Origin of the sequence: Larkinella sp. VNQ87, from assembly GCF_049445795.1 — a bacterium.
GTDB lineage: Bacteria > Bacteroidota > Bacteroidia > Cytophagales > Spirosomataceae > Larkinella.
In genome coordinates this window covers 262,509-278,343 of the sequence record NZ_JBMSDT010000011.1, presented here as the reverse complement: position 1 = coordinate 278,343, position 15,835 = coordinate 262,509, and the positions used below count along the sequence as shown (strand labels likewise).

General features: G+C 53.1%; 13 protein-coding genes and 1 pseudogene. All 14 read right to left on the bottom strand.

Annotation, left to right across the window (positions count from 1 at the left end; all coding sequences use genetic code 11):
- A pseudogene (locus tag ACO2Q8_RS20415) lies at positions 1 to 2,556 on the bottom strand (hypothetical protein); the annotation flags it as partial.
- 656 nt (positions 2,557 to 3,212) lie between these two features.
- A complete protein-coding gene (locus tag ACO2Q8_RS20410; RefSeq protein WP_423346698.1) occupies positions 3,213 to 6,398 on the bottom strand; it encodes a hypothetical protein in 3,186 nt (1,061 codons plus the stop codon).
- A gap of 116 nt (positions 6,399 to 6,514) precedes the next feature.
- Positions 6,515 to 7,591 carry an NAD(P)/FAD-dependent oxidoreductase gene (locus tag ACO2Q8_RS20405; RefSeq protein WP_423346697.1) on the bottom strand — a complete coding sequence of 359 codons (1,077 nt, stop codon included), beginning with the start codon at positions 7,589 to 7,591 and terminating at the stop codon, positions 6,515 to 6,517.
- Positions 7,588 to 8,304, bottom strand: coding sequence for a (d)CMP kinase (gene cmk, locus ACO2Q8_RS20400; RefSeq protein ID WP_423346696.1), 717 nt, complete (start codon positions 8,302 to 8,304; stop codon positions 7,588 to 7,590). The genes ACO2Q8_RS20405 and cmk overlap by 4 nt, the downstream gene beginning before the upstream one ends.
- 29 nt (positions 8,305 to 8,333) lie before the next feature.
- Positions 8,334 to 8,897: a GNAT family N-acetyltransferase gene (locus ACO2Q8_RS20395; RefSeq protein WP_423346695.1), complete on the bottom strand. Its 564-nt coding sequence runs from the start codon at positions 8,895 to 8,897 to the stop codon at positions 8,334 to 8,336.
- 50 nt (positions 8,898 to 8,947) lie between these two features.
- A complete protein-coding gene (locus ACO2Q8_RS20390; RefSeq protein WP_423346694.1) occupies positions 8,948 to 9,547 on the bottom strand; it encodes a LutC/YkgG family protein in 600 nt (199 codons plus the stop codon).
- A 38-nt stretch (positions 9,548 to 9,585) separates the two neighbouring features.
- Entirely contained in the window at positions 9,586 to 10,950 is a 1,365-nt protein-coding gene (locus ACO2Q8_RS20385; RefSeq protein ID WP_423346693.1) for a lactate utilization protein B, read from the bottom strand.
- 147 nt (positions 10,951 to 11,097) lie between these two features.
- Complete coding sequence (locus ACO2Q8_RS20380; protein WP_423346692.1) at positions 11,098 to 11,670, bottom strand: zeta toxin family protein; 573 nt, start codon at positions 11,668 to 11,670, stop codon at positions 11,098 to 11,100.
- Between the two features lie 6 nt (positions 11,671 to 11,676).
- Entirely contained in the window at positions 11,677 to 11,877 is a 201-nt protein-coding gene (locus tag ACO2Q8_RS20375) for a helix-turn-helix transcriptional regulator (protein ID WP_423346691.1), read from the bottom strand.
- A complete protein-coding gene (locus tag ACO2Q8_RS20370) occupies positions 11,874 to 12,383 on the bottom strand; it encodes a hypothetical protein (protein WP_423346690.1) in 510 nt (169 codons plus the stop codon). The genes ACO2Q8_RS20375 and ACO2Q8_RS20370 overlap by 4 nt, the downstream gene beginning before the upstream one ends.
- An 81-nt stretch (positions 12,384 to 12,464) precedes the next feature.
- Entirely contained in the window at positions 12,465 to 13,202 is a 738-nt protein-coding gene (locus ACO2Q8_RS20365) for a (Fe-S)-binding protein (protein WP_423346689.1), read from the bottom strand.
- A gap of 75 nt (positions 13,203 to 13,277) precedes the next feature.
- Positions 13,278 to 14,063, bottom strand: coding sequence for an endonuclease/exonuclease/phosphatase family protein (locus ACO2Q8_RS20360; protein ID WP_423346688.1), 786 nt, complete (start codon positions 14,061 to 14,063; stop codon positions 13,278 to 13,280).
- A gap of 62 nt (positions 14,064 to 14,125) precedes the next feature.
- Positions 14,126 to 14,452, bottom strand: coding sequence for an L-rhamnose mutarotase (locus ACO2Q8_RS20355; protein ID WP_423346687.1), 327 nt, complete (start codon positions 14,450 to 14,452; stop codon positions 14,126 to 14,128).
- Between the two features lie 99 nt (positions 14,453 to 14,551).
- Positions 14,552 to 15,832, bottom strand: coding sequence for an L-fucose:H+ symporter permease (gene fucP / locus ACO2Q8_RS20350; protein WP_423346686.1), 1,281 nt, complete (start codon positions 15,830 to 15,832; stop codon positions 14,552 to 14,554).
- Positions 15,833 to 15,835 lie beyond the last annotated feature (3 nt).

The following is a 15,835-nucleotide window of genomic DNA, read 5'->3' as shown; positions in this document are numbered from 1 at the left end:
ACTGCTGCCACTCTGACCACTCACCCCTGCCCCCAGCCACTGATAGCTCAACACCCCCTGGTTGCCACTCCCACTGGCCGTCAGCACCACACTGCCCCCCGCGCACACCACTGTGCTCGAAGCTGTCAAGCTGCCCGTCAGACTACAGCTAACCGGCGGCACACAAAGGCCCACACTCACACTCGTCGTGCGTACCACACTGCACCCGCTGCCACTGATCACCGTCACACTGTACACCCCACTCTGCGATGACGTCGCATTGCTGATGATTGGACTCTGTTCACTGCTCACAAAGCCGTTCGGACCGCTCCACTTATAACTGTACCCACTGCCACTGCTGGCACTGAGTTGAATGCTGACACTGTTGCCCACACAAGCCGTTGACGAAGAAGCCTCCGCTTCGACCGGCAACGGATTCACCCCCACCGTGATCTGCCGGGTGAGGCTACAGCCACTCACCCCCCCATCACTGATGACCACCGTAAAGGTGCTCGTGCTCGTCAGGTTCGAAACCGTCACACTGCTGCCACTCTGACCACTCACCCCTGCCCCCAGCCACTGATAGCTCAACACCCCCTGGTTGCCACTCCCACTGGCCGTCAGCACCACACTGCCCCCCGCGCACACCACTGTGCTCGAAGCCGTCAAGCTGCCCGTCAGACTACAGCTAACCGGCGGGCCACAACGGCCCACACTCACACTCGTCGTGCGGGTGACACTACACCCACTGCCGTTGATCACCGTCACACTGTACACCCCACTCTGCGATGATGTCGCATTGCTGATGATTGGACTCTGCTCACTGCTCACAAAGCCGTTCGGACCGCTCCACTGGTAGCTGCTGCCACCCGAAACACTCAGGCTGATCGAAGCCACCCCATCCACGCACACCGTGCTCGAAGTCGCATCAGCTACCGGTAATCCTATAATCGCTATGGGAACGATAGCCGTTCCCGTACATTGAGTACCTGTTACGGTCAATGTGTAATTGCCGTTCTGGGTAAGTTGTGCATTCGGGATGACTGGATTTTGCTGATTGCTTGTAAAACCGCTTGGCCCTTTCCAATTGTAGGAGTTGAATCCATTTGTGGCGGTCAGACTTACGGTTTGGCCAACACAGACCGAGGCCGACAGTGCTCCGGCTACCGGATTACAAACACACGCTTTTATAAGTATTGGCGCTGTAACATCCTTATCTCCACAACCATTCTGACTAAATACGGTAAGGGTATAACTCCCCGCGTGAGTCAACTGGGCGTTATTTACGACGACTGTTTGGCCGGTTTCATAAAAACCGTTGGGGCCCGTCCAAATGTAACTGTATGGCTCAACTCCCCCGCTTGCCGTGGCCGAAAGTGTAAAGCTCCCACCCACGCAGGCACTACTGCTGATCATCGCATCAATAGTAGGTTTGGGAAGTACTTTCAGGCTTGTTATCGCCGTTCCGGAGCAGATACTTGTTCCCGTGATCACCACGGTATAACTACCGCTATTGGCAGTAGTGGCATTGGGAATCGTCGGACTCTGCAATGTGCTGGTAAACCCGTTGGGACCTAACCATAAATAACCCGTTCCCCCGCCTGTAGCGGACAAATAAATGGTCGCACCTTCGCAAACCGGAGAATTACAAACCGCTGTAGGCAAGGACCCAACCAAGGCCGTTGTGCTGGCCGTCGCAGTACACCCTACCGCATCTGTAATATAGACGGTATAGACACCCGCATTCGCGGTTGTTGCGACTGGAATTGTCGGGTTCTGGCTGGTGCTCGTAAAGCCATTCGGCCCCGACCATCGATATTGATAGGGTTGGCTTCCGCCTTGTCCTGACGCCGTTAGCACCAGCGGACTGGCTTCACAGGTCGGCGTGGCCTGTGCGGTAGGTACAAGCTGACAAACCGGTCCCGGAACTACTTCAATTGCACAGCAGCCGTTTACCGGACAATTGCCAAACATACCCGTAAATGAATAGTTTCCCGGCGATTTAATGACTAATGTACTCCCTGTTGCCACAGCCTGGCTCGCCGGAAATTGACTTTGTCCATTCCGGGTCCATTGAACATTCGTCAGCGCAATGGGTATGCTTACAGTAAATTCATCCCCTTCATACCATTCAATAGGAACCGAAAAACACACCAAAGCCATGTCATCCTCCGAAAGATCCTGGTTATTGGGTGAGGAATTGGGATCGCCCCCCTGGCTTTGAATGACCTCGGCGGTATTAAACCAGACACCCCTTGCCACAACCCGGGCTTTAAGTTCCATCACGACTGAGTCACCGGCGGTAAGAGAGCCAATGTTCCAGTTTCCGGTAACGGACGAGTAGGCGTTTGCCCCTCGAAAGACGGTATGATCCGTATACTGAGCACCGGCGGGTAGGTTGTCCCGCACAACAACGCCGGTTGCTGCGGCATCCCCGTCGTTCCCCACGACCACGGTATAGGCAACGACCTCATTCAGTATTGGATGGCTATTGTTGATTTTTTTGTGGACGTAAAGATTGGGACTCTGGGCCGCAACAAAACCGACTTGAAATAACACCCAAAACAGAAGTTGCACGAGCCCCCAATTTGAGATGCCTGAAGGCAAACAAGAAACCCGCTTTAATTGCTTTACCAAGCAATTTTTAATATAAATATTTTGAATAATCAGCGGTAAATCGGGATATATGACCCAGTCTGCCTTTCCCTCGCTCTTCTGCTGGCACATACCAGCGGTTGAATGCAAGGGAAAATTGTTAACGTCCTTGGGTACTCTATACCTCGTCAGATGAGTCGACTGGGATTTCCAACGTTCCTCCCAATTATAGATCGGGGTCCCAGAAGATGTTGTCTGTTGAACGCAGTGTGGATCCAAAGTAGATGTTCTTTTCATCTGATGGCTATTTAAATCTGTTTTGGAAGCATTCGCTCATAAACAGCATGTACCCTTATTTCAGACTTCGCTTTTAGTCAAAAGTCACGCTAGTCCGTAGGGATTTGCAACAAAAAATTGAGCTTTTCTCATATACCAGTTCTCCGGTTTTGTGAGGACAGACTTACTTTCGAACACAGGACGCCCTCATTATAATTAACCAATGAGATCTTGTTGAGCTACATATTAATTTGTACACACAAAAACATAGCCAAAATTATGCCATTGTTTTAGGAACGGGCAGGGTGTTAAACGCCAAAAACCGCTTGATGCGGTTTTTGGCGTTCGAATAATAATATTGATTAAAAATCATAACCAAGCGTCAGGTAAGCAACAGGCTTACCGACAACATTGTTTTCAAGCCCCCAGGCATAATCAAATTTGACGTAGTAACCAAACAACATCGTCCGGGCTCCGGCTCCGTAGCCAATCAGGAACGGGTTTTTAAAATTCGTAACCGTTGCCTGGAAGGGATCGCCATTGCCACCAACGACTTCGGTATTCAGGCTATTCTGCCGACTAAAAGGCCCTTTACCCGCCCAGGCTGTGCCGATATCACTAAACCCTACGAGTTGGAAATTCCGCAGAAAGTTGGAGGTAACCGGTCCCCGGGATAAATACCGGATGATCGGCAATCTAAATTCGGCGTTGCCCAGCATGTGGCTCGTTCCGGTAAGCTTGCCCAGTTTGAAGCCCCGCAACGGGGCAGCCAGATCCAGGAAAAAAACATCCCGATTGTCCCGGTTAGCCGGCATCAGCAGCGGATTGTTAGCCCGGTCTTCCTTGACGCCTTCTGAGATCCCAATCCAGTTCTCCATCCCACCGAGTGTACTTTTCTTGGGAGCCCGGCCCGCCGAGTGGCTTCCCGACAGTCGAACAGCCAGAATAATGTCACGGTGAATTTTCTGGTAATGCCGCAAATCGACGGTAATCCGGTCGAAGCTTCCCGCCCCGCGCCGGACTCCTCCCTCCACACGTTCAGTCAGACCCACGTAGTTTTCATAGCGGAGTTTGAAACGTGTTCCCTCGATCATATTCATCCCGTTGAGTGTCGTATTATCAAACACATACTCCGCCCGCGCGCCGGTATAATCGGATGAACTTCCACCCGGTTGCAGCAAATCCAGATAGCGTGTTACCGCGTAGAACGGAGCCACCGTAAACCGGCTATTGACCGAGATGGGATACGAAGCCGAAACAGTTACTTTGTTAAACCGGTATTTCTGATATGTGCCCGCATCGGAAAAGATCGTTTTCCGGTCGAACCGGGCACTGTAATCGATGCGATTTACCAATTTGTGGTATTCGGCAAACAGATCACTGTTGCGCAGGTTGGTCGTGATGAACAACCCGGCCCGAATAATGTGGTTTTCCAGCAGGTCGTTCATGGTCAGCGACTGGAAGTAGCCAAAACCCCGGATCGGGTCGATCCGCCAGTCGGAACTGGCATCACTGGCGACAAACAAGCCCTGGTATTTGTAAGGGCCACGAATGGTGACGTTTTCCCGCCGACGAGTCCTCGGAATCGTTACAGACGCCGAGGTCGTACTCCGCCGTTGCCGGTATTCAATCGACTTTGCTACGTCGCTGTCGAATTGGTAATTATCCGTATCGACTTCGCCGGGTTCTAATTTCAGAGCCGATGCCGCCACGGTCGAATCGGCGGTTTTGGGGTTCACAGTGGCGGTTGAACTGGTAGCCGGTGTCGTTTGCTTCCCGACCGCTTCGGCTTTTGGAACGTCAAGAACCGTTGCCCGGCGAGTCAACGGCAACTGCAAGGCCTGACTCAGATTCACGCGGGGCCGGAACCCAATGATCTCATCCCCGTTTTTCAAGTAGCTGTACACCATAGCGCCTGATGTCGGATTCAGATCATAGCGCCGGATATTCTGGCTAAAACCCGTAACAAGCTCTTTGGTTTTGTTTTCCACATCCAGCCGGGCCAGATTCCGGACGCCAGTAGCATCGTCCAGAAAATAAATCGTGGTTTCCGTTCCGGCCACCGGACGTATCGCCGTACTCAGTGAATCGGTCAGACGGGTAACCGCTTCGGTCCGGGGTGTTCCGTCGTGTAAAAATAGGCTAAGCTGATTGCGGATGGTTTTATAGGTCCCCTTGTCGGTACCCAGCGAGTCGGCGTGCCGATTGGACGAAAAGACGATCTGCCGCGTTCGGCCCACGAATTGCGGATACAGGTCGTCGTACAAATCGTTGGTTAACTGCTGCACGGTTCCGCGCCCGATGCTGAACAGGTACAGGTCACTCTGCCCCCGGCGGTCGGCGCTAAAGACCACACTGGCCCCATCGTCCGACGCATCCATGTCGATCACCTGGCTCACTCCCCGAACCGTCATCCGTTGTTTCAGCTTCGGTTTCTGCCCGACGTTGCTATATATATATAGGTACATCTGCCCGCGTTCTTCGGTCAGCACCAACAAATTGTCGCGTTGCCAGGTCACCAGCGGAGTGGTCAGCTTCACAGGCGACTCGTCCTGTTTGTAACCGCCTTTGCGGATAAGTTGTCTTTTTTGAGTCTGCGTATTGACTACCGTCACCTCGAACTTCCCCCGCCAGGCCGTTGCATAAGCGTAGTGGCTCTGGTCCGGACTGAGTTTCAGGCTCGTCAATTGAGCCGGTTCTTTCCCATTCGAAACCCTCACCTGAAAATCATCCTCGCCGGACTTGTAGGCTTCCGAAACCGGTTTCGCCATCGATGCGTAGTAGTCCCGCCATTCTCGCAAAAACCGGGAATAGGGTACACCCAGCGTGCTGGCAATGCTGTTTTGCTCGTTCCGGATGATCCGGGTCAGGTTCAAAATATTGGAAATATTGTCTTTCCCGTACCGTTCGGCAATGTAATTCCAGATGGAGTGCCCAACGTACCGGGCCTCTTCCCCCACCAGCACCGACGGTTTACGCACCGGCCGGGTCAGGGCTACGTCGCGCATATAGTCATCCAATTCAACGCTCCAGCCTTCGGCAATATAGGAGGCAATTCCGGGCATATACCATTCCGGAAGTGAAAGGAGCAGCGAGCTCTGGAGTGCGTCTTTCAAACTACCACCGTAGAGCATGTCGTAGACGAACAGTAACGAAACCTCCCGAATCAGTTGCTTGCGGAAACTAATCTGATCGCCCGTAAAAGCCAGCTCCAGCCGGGATTTCGACAGGCTCAGTTCCTTGTAGTTGGTTCCGCTGGGCGCACTCAGCCCGATGTTACTCTGAGCCAGTTCCTGGGGTGAGTTGTAGATGAATACCTTGATACGGTTATACGGGGTATAACCCAAGATCTCCGTAATCCGGTCGAAATCGGTTTCGGCGTATTGAGCAGTCAGGTTGGCAATCTGGTTACCTTCCTGATAAAAATAAATTTCGAAATTGGAGGTTTTAATGACCTTCCAGTCAAACTTCCGGTATTGGATGCGGTTTCGGCCGAACTGCTCCTGCGAAGGATAGTTCTGCGCCATCGCTCCCTGCAGTATTAGCATCAATCCGGCCGTAAACAGTATACATTGCTTACTCATAATCACGTACTTTTAGGCATCGTCGCGGGCCGGAAAGTAGTCGGTTGCTCACCAAAACAGCAACCAAAAACCGCCAGACTTCACGCGGGCTTTTTTCCACTGTAATATAACGAAAAGGTCCGCTCAATATTCACCTCCGGGTCTAATTCTTTCCGGCCTTCCAGAAAGTCGGCCAACTGGCTGGCAAAAAAGGGTGCCAGTGATACCCCCTTGGTACCCAATCCGTTGAAAATGCCAACGGCCGGATACGCCGGATGTAATCCGATCAACGGCCGCCGGTCTTTCGTTGCCGGGCGGATGCCGACCCGCTGCCCCACCACACAATAGGGTACCTTCAGTAACATTCTGAGCTTCTGCTCTAAAAACGCTTTTCCATCCTCGGTTGTTTGCCAATCCAGGTCATGCCAGGTGTAGGTGGCACCAACCCGGTAACGATTTGATTCAACGGGGAGTAGGAAGATCCCCTGATTAACGATTTCCCGGATGGGATAATTGTCTATTTCCACCTCCAATGTCTGTCCCTTGACCGGATTATAGGGTAACCAGTCAAAAAGCGGATTTTGATGAGCGTGCGGGCCTTCGCAAAACAGGAGCTTACCGTAAACCTGACTCCGCCAGGCCACCGAATCGGGACGAATGTCCAACTCGCGGACATCGAAGTGGGCTTCGACATATTGCCCTTTCTTCCGAAAATAGCGTCGAATTGCATCCAGAAAAACCGGCACCTCGACCCAACCGGCCCCGGTCACTTCCAAACCGCCATGCGGATTGTGAATATAGGGCCGGTAATGTTCGTCATCCACCGATTCGTTGACGTATTGCCCAATGGACACGTCAGCGGTCAGGGCCAGGTAGGTATTTTGTTCCTCGATGGAGCGGTAAGGCCGGTAAATGGTGGAGAAATGCAAAAACCGGGTTTGCAGCACCTGCTCAACCCGGCTGTAAAACGTTTTCAAAAACGGGAACAATTCATCGGCTTTCCAGGTCCGCACGAGCTTTTTGCCGGTCAACGGATTGAAAATACCGGCAGCCGCCAGCGAAGCCGAGGGGCGTTCAGCAGCATCGACCAGTACCACCCGCTTCCCGCGCTGATCCAGTGTCCAGGCCAGGACTGATCCGGCCAAACCCTGTCCGACAATCAGGTAATCAGCCTTCATGCGTCCTGGGGGTTGAAATGACCTTTGCGGTGGAGACTGGCAATTTTTTCGTCGGCCAGTTGAATGACCCAATCGACCTGCTCATCGAGGGTCATAAACGATGTGTCGAGTTCAATGGCGTCATGAGCCTTGCGCAGCGGCCCTTCGGAGCGGTTACTGTCAATGTAATCGCGTTTCAGCAGGTTTTCCAGAATGGCATCCAGACCCAGCATTTCGCCCCGTTCCAGCAACTCAATCTGGCGACGTTGCGCGCGGATCGTCGGGTCGGCGGTCATAAATATTTTCAGTTCGGCGTCTGGAAATACCTGCGTTCCAATGTCGCGCCCGTCCATCACAACGCCCCGCTTTCGCCCCATTTTCTGCTGTTGGGCCACCATCGCATACCGAACTTCCGGAATCGCGCTCACCTCGCTGACAATGTTCGAGATGTACATTTTCCGGATTTCTTCCTCGACATTCAGGCCGTTCAGGCAGGTTTCGTTCCGGCCAGTGCGGGCATTGTGGTTGAAGGTGATATGAATCTGTTGCAGGGCATCCAGAATGGCTTTCGGATTGGTCAGGGCGACGTGATGCTGACTGAAAAAGAGACTGACCGACCGATACATCGCACCGGTATCAATGTAGGCATACCCCAAGCGGGCAGCAACCTGTTTGGCCGTCGTACTTTTTCCACAACTGGAATAGCCATCGATGGCAATCACAATTTTTGGCATGGTGCAAAGAAACAACTTTCTGAGGAACCCTACTGTCTGCGGGCGAGGGAAATACGTTCTTTTCGGGCGACAAACTCCTCCCGTAACATGGCAAAAATGTGTTCGTCGAGGTACTGACTGTTCTTGTAGGCGGCTTTTTTCAGCACGGCTTCGGGCCGAAAACCGGCTTGTTGCAGTACCCGCATCGACACATGATTGCCCTCCAGAACACAACCAAACAGCCGATTGACCTGAAAATTAGCGAAGATGTAGTCGACCATGGCAGGCAGTACTTCGGTCATAATACCCCGACCCCAGTGAGTCTCACCCAGCCAGTATCCAATCTCGGCGTTATGCCGGTAGATGTCTTCCTTGATTGTAAAGCCGATGTTCCCGACAGCCCGCCCTCCGATGTCGATGGCCAAATTGACCGGCTGCTGATAGGAGCGATTCATGCGTATCCAGGAACTGGCGTCCCGGACGGTGTACGGATGCGGAAAAAAATCGCGAACGCGGTCCCAGATTTTTCGGTTGTTGGCGTGCTCCGACAACGAAAACTCGTCGCCATCCCGCCAGGGCCGTAAAGTACAGGTATCGAGATAAATGCTTGCCACGTTGCTGTGCGTTTTGGCCCAATATACGGTTTTTACAACATGGCTTTTCATTATTCGGTTACGAAATTTTGCAGGATTAGCACTGAAAGGCTCCGGGCTCCATGCGCGCCAATCACCAGTGCTTGCTCAATATCAGCCGTTTTCGACGGTCCGGCAATAAAAACGCCGAAGCCGGATTCACCGACTTTCAGGCGTTCATACGCATCGTGCATGTTCGGCACCAGATCCGATGCATTGACCATCAAAACCAGGTGTTGGCAAATAAACGGCAGCACGCGGTGCCCTCCGCGCTCCTCCGGCACCCAGATCGCCGAGTTTTCAGCCACGCCAAAATCACCCTGAATGATCGCCAGATCAACGGTTTCCAACTGGTGCGGATCGTCGGCATCCGACCCGACCGTCGCCAGATGCGCCAACGCCGGAACCTTGCTCACCACGTTGGGCAGATCACTGTAAGTTTGCCGAATGTACGCTTCGGCATCGGTGTAACCGGCTATAACAACGGGTGTCCCGCCAATAAACCGCAGAATTTCTGAAAACTTGGCCACCAGGTCCGGATAATCCGCCTGAAACGTAGCCTTTTCCGGTAAGGGCTGCAAATCCGGTTTATTTTGCCGGACAGCGGCCAGAATGCGTTCGCGACTGCTCATAATTAATGAAGAATGAATAATGACAGGGACGCTGTTCATTATGAACTATTCCTTTTTTTCACATACCATTCCCGGAAGCTTTCTTTCGGCGGTTCGGGCATTTCGCGCTGCTTGTACCAGGGATTGAGCGGGTTGGAGACCGAAAACGGAACCAGACGCATCATCGTCCGCCCGGCTTTTCCCGAAAACCGGAACAGCTTCGGATTGGCAAACACGCTCGCCATCAATTTCATACCCTGTTTCTTGGCGCTATCGACGTAGCCCTCAGATGCCAGGACCTGCCGCCATTTGTACAACTGGTCGTGAATATCGATCTTGACCGGGCACACGTTGGAACACGACCCGCAGAGCGTCGACGCAAACGGCAGGTCGGCGTTTTTGCGCATGTCGAGGTTCGGGGCCAGAATCGACCCAATTGGGCCGGCGACGGCGTTGTGGTAACTGTGTCCCCCGCTCCGGCGATAGACCGGACAGGTGTTCATGCAGGCCCCGCAGCGAATACACTTCAACGAATTCCGAAAATCCGGGCGGCCCAGTTGGGTGGTACGGCCATTATCGACAATGACAATGTGCATCGTCTGGCCGGGTCGTGGCCGGTGGAAATGGCTCGAATACGTCGTGATGGGTTGGCCGGTGGCGCTCCGGGCCAGCAGCCGCAGAAAAACGCCGAGGTGCCGGGCTTTCGGAATGATCTTCTCGATGCCCATGCTAGCAATGTGCACATCAGCCAGGTGCGCGCCCATGTCGGCATTGCCTTCGTTGGTGCACACCACAAAACCGCCTGTTTCGGCCACGGCGAAGTTGACGCCCGTCAGCGCGGCCCGGCGCGTCAGGAATTTTTCGCGAAGGTGTTGCCGGGCGGCTTCGGCCAGGTATTTCGGGTCGGAAGCGCCTTTTTCGGTGCCCAGGTGTTCGTGAAACAGCTCCCCGATTTCTTCTTTTTTCTTGTGAATACAGGGCATCACGATGTGGCTGGGTGGTTCGTTGGCGAGTTGCACCACACGTTCGCCCAAATCCGTATCGACCACATCCACACCCTGCTCGATCAAAAAATCGTTCAGGTGGCACTCTTCTGTCAGCATCGACTTACTTTTGACCATCTGACTGACGCCGTTCTCGCGCAGGATTTGCAGCACGATCTGGTTGTGCTCCCGGGCATCGGCCGCCCAGTGGACTTTCACCCCGTTTTTGATGGCGTTCTCCTCGAATTCCAGGAGATATTCGTCCAGATTTGAGAGCGAATGGTGTTTAATGCGGGACGCGGCTTCGCGCAAATCTTCCCACTCGGGAATCTGAAAAACCGCCTTGTCGCGCTTTTCGCGCACAAACCACAGGGTTTTGTCGTGCCAGGTGGTCCGCTCAACGTCGTGGGTAAACTCCTCGGCGGCCTGGGAATGGTTCATGGTCATAACTCTCGAGCTTTTATTCGAACGGGTTTTCCGTCCCGGGCAACAACTAGTTCTTCATCATTTCGCTTGGCCTGTTCAATCACGCGCTGAACCGCCCGGCGCATCCCGTCAACCAGTCGCTGACTTTCCGGTGATAATTGCTTAGAATTCATGATGATTCATTAAAAACCAAACTGATTCGTCCAGAATTTCCTTGCTTCCTCCATCCCAACATTCGGCCACCGGGCTAAGTTCGGTCGTCGAATTGTTTACAACGATGGTTCGATTGCAAATGGGTAAATACAAAGTCATCAAATTCTGAATACTCCGCTTATATCGCCTTTCAATCACCTCGGGCGGAATGCTGTGCCCTCCGCGTGCCACTCTGGCGGCCACCCGCTCCTTCGCCAATTCAACCGATTCCAGCCAAACGTAAAACAACGTCACCGAATAGCCCGCCTGTTGAGCCCGTTTGATGGTTTGGACGTATGACCGCGTCGAAAGCGTCGTCTCAAACGCGAAATCAACTTGCTGTTCAAGCAATTGGTTCATCCGATTCAGCATCATCCGACCAGCTTCCAAGGCCACCGACTCCGGTTCAAACGGCGAGAGACCCCGCGCAATTTCGTCCGCGTTGACAAACTGCCGGATGTTCAGCACGTCCGGCAGGATCGTATAAGCCGCCGTGGTCTTTCCGGCTCCATTGCACCCGGCCAGGATAAACAGCTTTGGCATGGCCACTCAATCCGTTTCTTCCAGTTGAAAAATCTCCTCCACGGTTTTCTCAAACACCTGCGCCATTTTCAGGGCCAAAACCGTGGACGGCACATAACGCCCGGTTTCAATCGAATTGATCGTCTGCCGACTAACCCCAATTCGTTCCGCCAGATCCGCCTGGGACAGATTCTGCTCTGCCCGGGCCACTTTGATCCGGTTTTTCATAACGCCATCATCACCGTACGTTCATTCCGCCGAATGGCCAGCCGAAACCGGATGATGAATACGAGCAAAACCGTGAACATATTGTAAATCATTACATTCCAGAAAAGGCCACCGTGAACCAACAGGATTAACGCTCCCAGCACGATGTAATTGATGTAAACCGCCCACTGCAAAGCTTCCAGCCGTAATCGGCTGATCATTTCATCTTCTACTTTCTCTTTTGAAAACGCTACCAACAACAGCCCAATGATGACCCCAATCGCGGCTATTTCGTCCGTTAAATTGATTGAATTCTGGGAATTGGTTAAAAAATCACCTCCACCCGTCAACCACCAAAAGAATTTACTCATAAACCCCGCATCCGCCTTCGGAACCTTGAAATTAAAGGTGAGAAATTCAAAAATGAACTCGCCATACATCGTCGCCAGGCCCAAAACCGCCGACGGAATAAACAACAGCCAGCCGATTAGCCGGTAATGATGCGGAAATAACCAATGTGTTTTCATAGTCGTATAAAGTTTAGTTGTCCAAATGTAAAACTAGCTTTACATATAGTCAAGAAAACCGTACAACTATTTTTTAGGCGGTTAGACCTGATTCAGGATTTCCGCAATGTGCATCACCTTCACGGGCAGTTTTTGCCGCCGGACAATGCCCTCCAGGTGCATCAGACATGACATATCGCCCCCCGTCAGCACCTCGGCCCCGTTCCGGACGTGATCCTCGACGCGGTCAACGCCCATCCGGGCCGAAACCGCTTCTTCAAACACGCAGAACGTACCGCCAAACCCGCAGCACTCATCCTTCCGGTCGAGCGTGATCAGTTCCAGTTCATCGACCATGTTCAGGAGCTTTTCCGGTTTTGAAAACGGAGCCGCCACCAGTTCCGACATCTGCGACAAGTGCAACCCGCGCTGCCCGTGGCAACTCTGGTGCAATCCGACCTTGTGCGGAAACCGGGCTGGTAAGTCCTCCACCTTCAGCACATCGGTCAGGAATTCAGTCAGTTCGTAAACGTGGTCGCGGATGTAGGTCGCGTCGGCTTCGCGCTTGTCCGAATGCAGGTGCAGCTTGATGTGCAGCGCACAGCTCCCGGACGGGCAGACAATGGCGTCGTACTGATCGCCAAAGTTATTCACAAACAGCTCGTTACAATCGTGCGCCAGGTGCTCAAAACCGGAGTTGGCCATGGGTTGGCCGCAACAGGTCTGGTTGAGCGGATACGTCACGGTGCAGCCCAGTTTTTCGAGCAATTCCAGGGTGGCAATTCCGACTTTGGGGTAAAACTGGTCGACGTAACACGGCAGAAATAAAGCAACTTTCATTCTTTAGTGAGCAGTTTTCATCGGGCAGTCGATGATCCTAGTGAAAAGAGGAGTTTACCCGCTCACAACTAACCATCACCGCCCCGTTTTTTTGGGTTTTCGGAACCGATACGTCGCCAAAACCGGCAAATGATCGGAATACTTTGGTACATTCAGCACCCGGTACCGCACCAGTTGCAGTTCGCTCTGTTTCAGAGTCAGGATGTAATCGATCCGCGCCCCGGAACCGACCAGTGTCGGTGTCCGCGAATCTTTCCCGGCATCGACCCAACGGCCCATCAACTTTTCAATCTCCGGATCATCCGGATCGGTGTTCAAATCACCACACCAGACTACCGGCTGAATGCTGTTTTCGAGCACCGTATTGATAAACGCCAGTTGCAGGCTCCGGTTCAGGGGCGACTGGTGGTCGAGGTGCGAATTGCAAAACCGGATCGTTTTTTCATTCGGTAATTCCACGTAGGCACACTGCAAAACCCGCTGTTCGGTTTTGTCCGGATTGGGCAACTCCATGCGCTGACTGGCAATGATAGGGTATTTTGAGAGCACCGCTATCCCGTACTTACCGCCCTGAAAATCGATGGATTTGGCAAAAAGCGGGTGCATGGAGGTCAGCCGGGCCAGTTGGCTCAGGTGATCCGCCTTCCGGCTGCGGGTCGTGACGCTGTCAACCTCCTGCAAGGCGATCAGATCCGGATTGTATTCCCGAATCAGCCGACCAATTTGTACGATGGTATTATGCTCCTTTTCATTGGTGCCGTGGTGGATGTTATAGGTTAAAACCGTGAGGGTTGATTGGGCAGTCGTTTCCCGGAAAAACCCACTCAGAAAAACAGCCAGAAACAGACCGATTGTACGCATACGGTGAACGGTTGGTTTCGTCAAAAGTACGCACAAATGCCCGCTTCTATCTCTGGCAACGGTCAAAGCTTGAAAATTCGGTTCAGTGGCAACCACTTTTCACCCGGTTTTGCCATCGGCAGCGCCTGCTGGTAGGTCCACATCAGGGTTTCCCATTTCTGTACCGTCGGGTTTTCGGCATCCATTACTGCTTTTCGCTCGAACGAAAACGACGCATCGGTCTCCATGATCATGAACAGGCGGTTTCCGATGCGGTAAATTTCCATGTCCGTAATTCCCGCCGACTGGATGCTCGCTTCAATCTCCGGCCAGATCTTCTCGTGGTATTGTTCGTACTCAGTAATCAGCGCCGGATCGTCTTTCAAATCAAGGGCAAAACAGTAACGCATATTGTTTAATTTTTTAATGAGCGAATGAGTGATTGAGTGAATAGCTCCGCTGGAAGCAGAAAATGGCGAAGCTATTCACTCAATCACTCAATCACTCATTCACTCATTGGTTTCCGGTTTGTACGCCCGCCAGCCGTAGTAGGCGACGACGAGGAAGCAGAGCAGCGGGACGATGTAGGCGAGTTTGATGTTGCTCTGGTCGGAAATGTAGCCCATCAAAACCGGGAATAACGCGCCCCCGGCAATCGCCATCACGAGCAGTGAGGAGCCCAGTTCGGTATCGTTTCCTAACCGGTTGATTCCCAATGAGAAAATGGTGGCAAACATGATCGACTCAAAAAACGGTACGGCAAAAATGGCCCAGACCGCAATGCTCGATTGCATCGTCATAGCAACGGCCAGCAGGCCCGCGCTGATCAGCGAGTAGATCGTCAGTAGTCGGTTGGCCGCTACGAAGCGCGAAAGGTAGGTGCCGATAAACCGGCCGATCAGGAAGCCCAGCATGGCCCAGCCCAGCCATTCGGCAGCGGTTTTTTCGGGAACATTGCTCGAAAACTTGGCAAACCGAATGAAGAAACTCGTGACGCACACCTGCGCTCCCACGTAAAAAAACTGCGCAATAACGCCCCAGCGCAAATGCCGGTGCCGCCAGACGGAAGCCAGGGTCGAAGGCGCTTTTTTCTCTCCGTCGCTGATGTCGGGCAATTTGGTAAACATGAACAGAGCCGCCACGGCCACCACCACGACCCCGATGACGATGTATGGCAGTTTGACCTGATCCGCTTCGTATTGCAAATAGCTGTTAAGTTGTTCGGGCGACATGGCGGCCAGTTCGGCATCCGAGTGTTCAATGCCGCTCAAAATGACGCGCCCACCCACCAACGGGGCCAAAAAAGCCCCCAGACCGTTGAACGACTGGCTGAAATTCAGACGTGTGGTGGCGGTTTCGGGCGCGCCCAGAATGGTTACGTACGGGTTGGCTGCCGTTTCCAGAAACGCACAACCCGACGCGATGATGAACAACGCGCCCAGGAAAAAACCGTACAGCCGGGTGTCGGCGGCTGGCACGAACAGAAAGGCTCCGGCTGCATACATCACCAGACCCGCGATGATGCCCCGCTGGTAGCCGTACTTTTTCATCACGTACCCCGCCGGAAGCGCCATCAGGAAATAGCCCAGATACACCGCCGAGTCGATCAGCGCCGACTGCAAATCGGTCAACCGGCAGGCTTTTTTGAGGTGGGGAATCAAAATCGGCTCCAGGTTGTGGACGAAGGCCCACAAAAAGAACAAACTCGTCACCAAGGCAAACGCCAACGTGTAGCTGCGCGCCGAGCCGGTGGCCTGGGTCGTGGTGGTCGAAGAGGGTACGGATGCCATGAA

Coding starts and splice junctions, on each gene's coding strand:
- ACO2Q8_RS20410 (WP_423346698.1), bottom strand. CDS start 6,398: ATGCTAATACTGCAGGGAGCGATGGCGCAGAACTATCCTTCGCAGGAG.
- ACO2Q8_RS20405 (WP_423346697.1), bottom strand. CDS start 7,591: ATGAAGGCTGATTACCTGATTGTCGGACAGGGTTTGGCCGGATCAGTC.
- cmk (WP_423346696.1), bottom strand. CDS start 8,304: ATGCCAAAAATTGTGATTGCCATCGATGGCTATTCCAGTTGTGGAAAA.
- ACO2Q8_RS20390 (WP_423346694.1), bottom strand. CDS start 9,547: ATGAGCAGTCGCGAACGCATTCTGGCCGCTGTCCGGCAAAATAAACCG.
- ACO2Q8_RS20385 (WP_423346693.1), bottom strand. CDS start 10,950: ATGAACCATTCCCAGGCCGCCGAGGAGTTTACCCACGACGTTGAGCGG.
- ACO2Q8_RS20380 (WP_423346692.1), bottom strand. CDS start 11,670: ATGCCAAAGCTGTTTATCCTGGCCGGGTGCAATGGAGCCGGAAAGACC.
- ACO2Q8_RS20375 (WP_423346691.1), bottom strand. CDS start 11,877: ATGAAAAACCGGATCAAAGTGGCCCGGGCAGAGCAGAATCTGTCCCAG.
- ACO2Q8_RS20370 (WP_423346690.1), bottom strand. CDS start 12,383: ATGAAAACACATTGGTTATTTCCGCATCATTACCGGCTAATCGGCTGG.
- ACO2Q8_RS20365 (WP_423346689.1), bottom strand. CDS start 13,202: ATGAAAGTTGCTTTATTTCTGCCGTGTTACGTCGACCAGTTTTACCCC.
- ACO2Q8_RS20360 (WP_423346688.1), bottom strand. CDS start 14,063: ATGCGTACAATCGGTCTGTTTCTGGCTGTTTTTCTGAGTGGGTTTTTC.
- ACO2Q8_RS20355 (WP_423346687.1), bottom strand. CDS start 14,452: ATGCGTTACTGTTTTGCCCTTGATTTGAAAGACGATCCGGCGCTGATT.
- fucP (WP_423346686.1), bottom strand. CDS start 15,832: ATGGCATCCGTACCCTCTTCGACCACCACGACCCAGGCCACCGGCTCG.